Source organism: Nocardiopsis sp. N85 (assembly GCF_028882275.1).
GTDB lineage: Bacteria > Actinomycetota > Actinomycetes > Streptosporangiales > Streptosporangiaceae > Nocardiopsis > Nocardiopsis lambiniae.
This window is the reverse complement of record NZ_JARBUT010000022.1, coordinates 104,229-110,228: the sequence shown is the minus strand read 5'-3', so window position 1 is coordinate 110,228 and position 6,000 is coordinate 104,229. Positions and strand designations below refer to the sequence as shown.

Annotated in this window: 5 protein-coding genes; all 5 read right to left on the bottom strand. The window is 69.6% G+C overall.

Going from position 1 to position 6,000, the window contains the following annotated elements:
* Positions 1-360: 360 nt before the first annotated feature.
* On the bottom strand, positions 361-852 hold the full coding sequence (locus PWG71_RS24425) for a SixA phosphatase family protein (RefSeq protein WP_274812320.1): 492 nt from the start codon (positions 850-852) through the stop codon (positions 361-363).
* Between the two features lie 195 nt (positions 853-1,047).
* Complete coding sequence (locus PWG71_RS24420; protein WP_274812319.1) at positions 1,048-3,474, bottom strand: sodium-translocating pyrophosphatase; 2,427 nt, start codon at positions 3,472-3,474, stop codon at positions 1,048-1,050.
* Between the two features lie 498 nt (positions 3,475-3,972).
* Positions 3,973-4,467 (bottom strand): DUF309 domain-containing protein, encoded by a 495-nt coding sequence (locus PWG71_RS24415; RefSeq protein WP_274812318.1) that lies wholly within the window; start codon positions 4,465-4,467, stop codon positions 3,973-3,975.
* A gap of 21 nt (positions 4,468-4,488) precedes the next feature.
* Positions 4,489-5,394 carry an alpha/beta fold hydrolase gene (locus PWG71_RS24410; RefSeq protein ID WP_274812317.1) on the bottom strand — a complete coding sequence of 302 codons (906 nt, stop codon included), beginning with the start codon at positions 5,392-5,394 and terminating at the stop codon, positions 4,489-4,491.
* A 10-nt stretch (positions 5,395-5,404) separates the two neighbouring features.
* On the bottom strand, positions 5,405-5,893 hold the full coding sequence (locus PWG71_RS24405) for a phage holin family protein (RefSeq protein ID WP_274812316.1): 489 nt from the start codon (positions 5,891-5,893) through the stop codon (positions 5,405-5,407).
* Positions 5,894-6,000 lie beyond the last annotated feature (107 nt).

Below are 6,000 nucleotides of genomic sequence, written 5' to 3'. Positions count from 1 at the left end.
CCCGGACCTCGAAGGTCCGCTCGTGCTCTTCCGTGGAAGACGTTTGCGTTTCCGCTTTGTTGTGCCCTCACTTTATCAGCGTTTCCGTGTCCCGCCAAATCGGCGCTTTCCGGAACCTTCTGAAGTGAAGGACTCGCTTCCTCTGTTTCCTTTGGAAGCGCTCTCCGATTTTACATGTCCGCAGCACTGCTTCGGACCGTTGGATTTCGGAGAGGAGAAGATCGACCGACTCGCCCGCTTTCGCGTTCGTCTCGCTCGGTCGTGCCCCTCGGAGCCTTGGGCCCGTCGGAGGCGACTCGGAGAACGTTACCCCTCGCTCCGGTTCGACGCAAACGATCCCGTGCGTGCCCTGGGTCACATTCAGTTGAGCAGGCGCCCCGTCCCCGTGCCCGGGGCCGCGTAGAGCCACTCGACCTCCAGTTCCACCGCGGAGACGGTGGCCGGGGAGTACGACACCAGGGCCTCGTTGCCCACGAACGAGGCGGCCAGTTGGGCGATGGTCGGGTTGTGCCCCACCACCAGGAGGGTGCGCACTCGCGGGTCGACGTAGGTGATCAGCTCGACCAGGGAGTCCACGCCCGCCGTGTACGCCGGCTCCGAGTAGTCGATCTCCGGGGCGGTGAACGTCTCCTGTCCCCCCAGTACCCCCAGGACACCGTCCAAGGTCTGGCGGGTGCGCTTCGCCGACGAACAGATCACGTGGTCCGGGGCGTACCCCTGCTCGGCGAGGAGGCGCCCGACCGCCTCGGCCTGGCTCCTTCCCCGGTCGGTGAGGGAACGGTCGTGATCGATGACCCCGTATCCCGCCTCGGCCTTGGCATGACGGAGCAGGAGGAGCGTACGACCGTTCACGACGCGATCACCGACGCGATGATGGCGAGAACGGCGATGAAGCCCACCATGACCCCCACGATGACGAGCAGACCCTTCATTCCCGACACCGGGAACCACCCCCCTGAATACGTTGTGTTACCCCCAGGGTAGAAGGGGCCGTCGAAGGCGCTCCTCCGACGGCCCCTTACCCGGCGTCACCCGGGGATCAGCGGGTCACTGGGTGCGGGCCTCCTCTTTGTTGTCCCGCTCCGTGCTCTCGTCGGTGACGGTGGAGTCCGCCTCCACCGCCGGAACGTCGTCCGTGGGCGCGCCGTGGTCGTCGTCGGCCTTGGGAGCGTCGCGTTCGAGTTCGGCCGGTTCGGTCTCGGTGCCCGAGCCCAGACGCTTGGACCACAGGACCGCGCCGACCAGGACGGCCACCGCGAGAACGCTGACGCCGACCCGGAGCACGACGTTGTCCGCGTAGATCACGACACTGGGCGCGACGATCAGCGCGACCAGGTTCATCACCTTGAGCAGCGGGTTGATGGCCGGGCCCGCCGTGTCCTTGAACGGGTCTCCGACGGTGTCGCCGATGACGGTCGCGGCGTGGGCCTCCGAGCCCTTACCGCCGTGGTGGCCGTCCTCGACCAGCTTCTTGGCGTTGTCCCAGGCGCCACCGGAGTTGGCCAGGAACACCGCCATGAGGACACCGGCGGCGATGGCTCCGCCGAGGAAGGCGCCGAGCGGGGCGTAGCCCAGGGCGAAGCCGACCGCGATGGGCGCCAGGACCGCGAGCAGACCCGGGGTGATGAGCTCGCGCAGCGAGTCACGGGTGCAGATGTCCACGACCCGGGCGTAGTCGGGCTTCTCCGTGCCGTCCATGATCCCCGGGCGGGTGCGGAACTGTTCGCGCACCTCCAGGACCACCCGGCCGGCGGCGCGGCCGACGGCGGTGATCGCCAGACCGGAGAAGAAGAACACCACGCTGGCGCCGATGATCACCCCGACCAGGACGTCGGGGTGGTCCAGGGACAGCGAGAACACCTCCGTGTCGCCGAGCTGTTCCTGCACGGAGGTGCGGAAGGCGCCGAAGAGCGCGGTGGCGGCCAGGACCGCCGTGGCGATGGCGATGCCCTTGGTGATCGCCTTGGTGGTGTTGCCGACGGCGTCCAGGCTCGTGAGGATCTCGGCGCCCTTGCCCTGGACGTCGCCGGACATCTCGGCGATGCCCTGGGCGTTGTCGGAGACGGGGCCGAAGGTGTCCATCGCGACGATGATGCCGACGGTGGTGAGCAGGCCGGTGCCGGCGAGGGCGACGGCGAACAGGCTCAGGGTGATGGAACCGCCGCCCAGGAGGAACGCCGCGTAGACGGCGCCGGCGATGAGCAGCGCGGAGTAGACCGCCGACTCCAGGCCCACGGAGATGCCAGAGAGGATGACGGTGGCGGCCCCGGTCTCGGAGCTGTTGCCGATGTCCCGGACGGGTCGCCGGTCGGTCTCGGTGAAGTAGCCGGTGAGCAGTTGGATGGCGCCCGCGAGGACGAGGCCGATGAGGACCGCGGCGACCGCGATGACGCGCGGGTCGGGGTCGGTGCCGGCCGCGGCGATCTCGTCGAGGACGCCCTGGCTGACGCCGGACAGCTCCTCGAAGCTCCCGGGCAGGTACCAGAAGGCGGTGGCGGTGACCAGCAGGGCGGAGATCGCCGCGGAGATGAAGAAACCGCGGTTGATCGCCGACATCGCCGACTTGTCGCGGGCGCGGGGGGCGACGAGGAAGATGCCGATGATGGCGGTGATGACACCGATCATCGGGACCAACAGCGGGAAGACCAGGCCTTCGGTGCCGAACGCGACGCGGCCCAGGATGAGGGAGGCGACGAGCACGACGGCGTAGGACTCGAACAGGTCGGCGGCCATGCCCGCGCAGTCGCCCACGTTGTCGCCGACGTTGTCGGCGATGGTGGCGGCGTTGCGGGGGTCGTCCTCGGGGATGCCCTGCTCGACCTTGCCGACGAGGTCGGCGCCGACGTCGGCGGCCTTGGTGAAGATGCCGCCGCCGACGCGCATGAACATGGCCAGGAGGGCGGCACCGAAGCCGAAGCCCTCCAGGACGATGGGCGCGTCGCCCCGGTAGAGGAGCACCACGAGGGCCGCGCCGAACAGGCCGAGGCCGACGGTGATCATGCCGGCGACGCCGCCGGTGCGGAAGGCGATCCGCATGGCGGTGCGGCTGTCGTTCTCGCCGCCTCCGCGAGCGGCGGCGGCGACGCGGACGTTGCCCCGGACCGCCAGCCACATGCCGATGAAGCCGGTGGCGGCGGAGAGCAGCGCGCCGAGGGCGAAGAAGAGGGAGCGGCCGATGGCGATGGCCCACGAGTCGGCCGGCAGCAGGAGCAGCAGGAGTGGAATGACCACGACGAAGACCGCGAGGGTGCGGAACTGTCGCCTGAGGTAGGCACCCGCTCCCTCCTGGACCGCGACGGCGATGTTGCGCATTCGCTCGGTGCCCTGTCCGGCGGCGAGGACCTCACGTACCAGCACCCCCGCGACGGCGAGGGCGAGAAGCGCCACCGCCATGACGATGATGACGAGTGTGAAGTCGACGCCTTCCAGTGCTAGGGCCGTGCCGCTTTGAGCGGCGAGGTTGAGCCCAGACAATCCGTCCTCCTTGAGACGGGCACGACCTTTTCTCCCCCGTACACGCGAGGCGAGGGGAATCCCTCGCCGGGTCGTGCGCGTACCGTCGTCCGGAAGGGGCCTGAGCTGGCCCGACGGCACGTGGTCGGGGGTCGAAGCGGTGCCACCTTCGGTTGTGGTGCCCACTGCCCGCGCCACGCGCTCGCGGGCGGTGATCCGGGAATTCTACGCAGCCCGAAGAAAAAAGAAGAGTGCGGATTGGCGACTTTTTCGAGAATGATCAAAGATGTGATCCATCGGTGATCTCGAAAAACGCATAAATGCCTTTATCTGCGATATTTGCCTTGCATAATGACGTAATGCAGTGTTAACGTTAAAGTACGCATAAGCCCAGAAAAAGGGAACCGAGCCCCGGAGGCCTCGGGAGACCCACGGATCCCAGGGGCCTCACACACCCGAGGGACCGCAAAGGCATCAGGGGGTTCGTGGACCTCAGGGACCGCATCGTCCCCTCGGGCCTCAGCGCAGGCGCAGACCGGACGGGTCGACCCCGTCTCCGGGAGTCACACGACCCGCGTCCAGGCCGTCGGCCAACCCGCGGGCGAAGGCCGCCACCCCGTCGGTGTCCACACCGTGCGGCGCGTCGGGACCGAACGGCTCGACGCGGTCGGCGCCACGACGCAGGAGGCGCGCGGCCCCGGCGAGGTTGCCGCGCTGGGCGTGGGTGACGCCCACCGCCGTCTGCGCGAGTCCGCGCCACAGTTCGCGCTCGGACTCGGGGGAGGACTTCCACACGGCTTCGAGGACTTCGTGGGCGGTGAAAGCGTACCCCTCGTCGAGCAGACGTTGGGCGGTTTCCAGACCTTCCTCCGCGGAGAACTCGGCGTCGTCGGGAACCCGCTCCACCTCCCCGACTGCGCCGTGCGGCATCGGTCGGCCGTAGCGGTCGCGGGGTCGCTGGTTCTGCGCCCGGCCGTCGGAGGCCCGGTCCCGGTCGTCGTTCGCCGTGTACATCGAACGTCCCGCCTTTCTCGCTCAGTCACCGTCGGGGAGGTCGCCGAGCCACTCCACGAGCGCGCCCGAGACCGCGTCCGGGCGTTCCTCGTGGGGGAAGTGCCCGGCGCCGGGGATCCCCCTCCAACGGTAGGCCCCCGTCACCGAGCCCTGTGAGGCGCGAGCCGTCCCGGGCGGACACACCGGATCGAGGGAGCCGTGGAGCTGGAGCACCGGGACCCGCACCGGGGCGCCCATGCGCGCGTGGTAGCGCAGCCCGTCGGGGCGCAGCCGGGAACGGGCGATCCACCGGTGGTACTCCAAAGAGCAGTGGGACACCTTGGGGATGGAGAACGCGGTCCGGTAGAGCATCTCGGCCTCGGCGTCGGGCCAGTCGGGACCGGACCACTCCCGCAGCAGGTCGCCGACCCGGGCGCAGCCGTCGGCGAGGAGGCGGTGCTCGGGCAGGATCGGCAGTTGGGCCCGGAGCATGTGGCGTGTCCCGAGGCCGCCGGCGAGCAGGACCCGGGCGGCCCGGCGCGGGTGCGGGGCCGAGACCGCCGCCAGGGCGCGGACCGTGCCCGGGTGGTAGGCGGTCATGGTCCAACCGATCAGACCGCCGACCCCGTGGCCGGCCACCGCTGCCTCGCGCGCACCCAGCGCGCGGACCAGGCAGGCGGCGTCCTGGGCCAGTGTGACCAGGTCGTATCCGCGAGGGGTCTTGTCGCTGCCCCCGTATCCGCGCAGGTCGACGGCGACCGCCCGGTACCCGGCGTCGGCGAGTGCGGTCATCTGGTGCCGCCACGCCCACCAGAACTGGGGGAACCCGTGCAGGAACAGCACCAGCGGCCCCTCACCGAGTTCGGCGACGTGGAAGCGGGTGCCCGCGGCCCCGACGGTCCGGTGGTCCCACGGGCCGTCGACGTAGGCGGCCGAGTCGTCCAGCACGGTGGCGCGGCTAGCGTCCGGAGGTGGCGGTGGCGCCGGCCTGGTCGGTGGTGGCGATGTCGCGCGCGCCCGGGGGGACGACCTCACGGCGCAGGATCTGGCCCAGGCGCGCCCCGGTCACCTGGGTGCGCTCCAAGCCCCTGAGCTTGCGGAAGCTGAGCAGGCCGAACAGCGCCGACACGAGCGCGATGAGCAGATAGAAGCCCGTGACGATGGCGAAGGAGGCCCACCCCGGCAGACCCGCCACCTCGTACAGGACGAAGGCGATGGTCACCGAAAGGAGGATCACGAAGATGTGCGCCAGCACGGCGAACACCGCGAAACCGGCGATGCCCTTGCCGACCTTGGCCGCTTCGGCCTTGGCCTCCACCTTGGCGAGCTGGAGTTCCAGACGCACCAGACGGGAGAGGTTGTCGGTGACGTCGGAGACGAGTTCGCCGACGGAGCGGTCGCCGTCACTGGATGTGCCAGGTCCACCGGCACCCGGCTTGTCCACCATCGCGGGGTTTCCCTTCTTGTCGGTCCGAACATGCGGATGATCCTCCGCATCCTCGCACATGCACCGCCATCGGTGTCCTTCACGGCACGCACAAAGGGAGGCCCCGG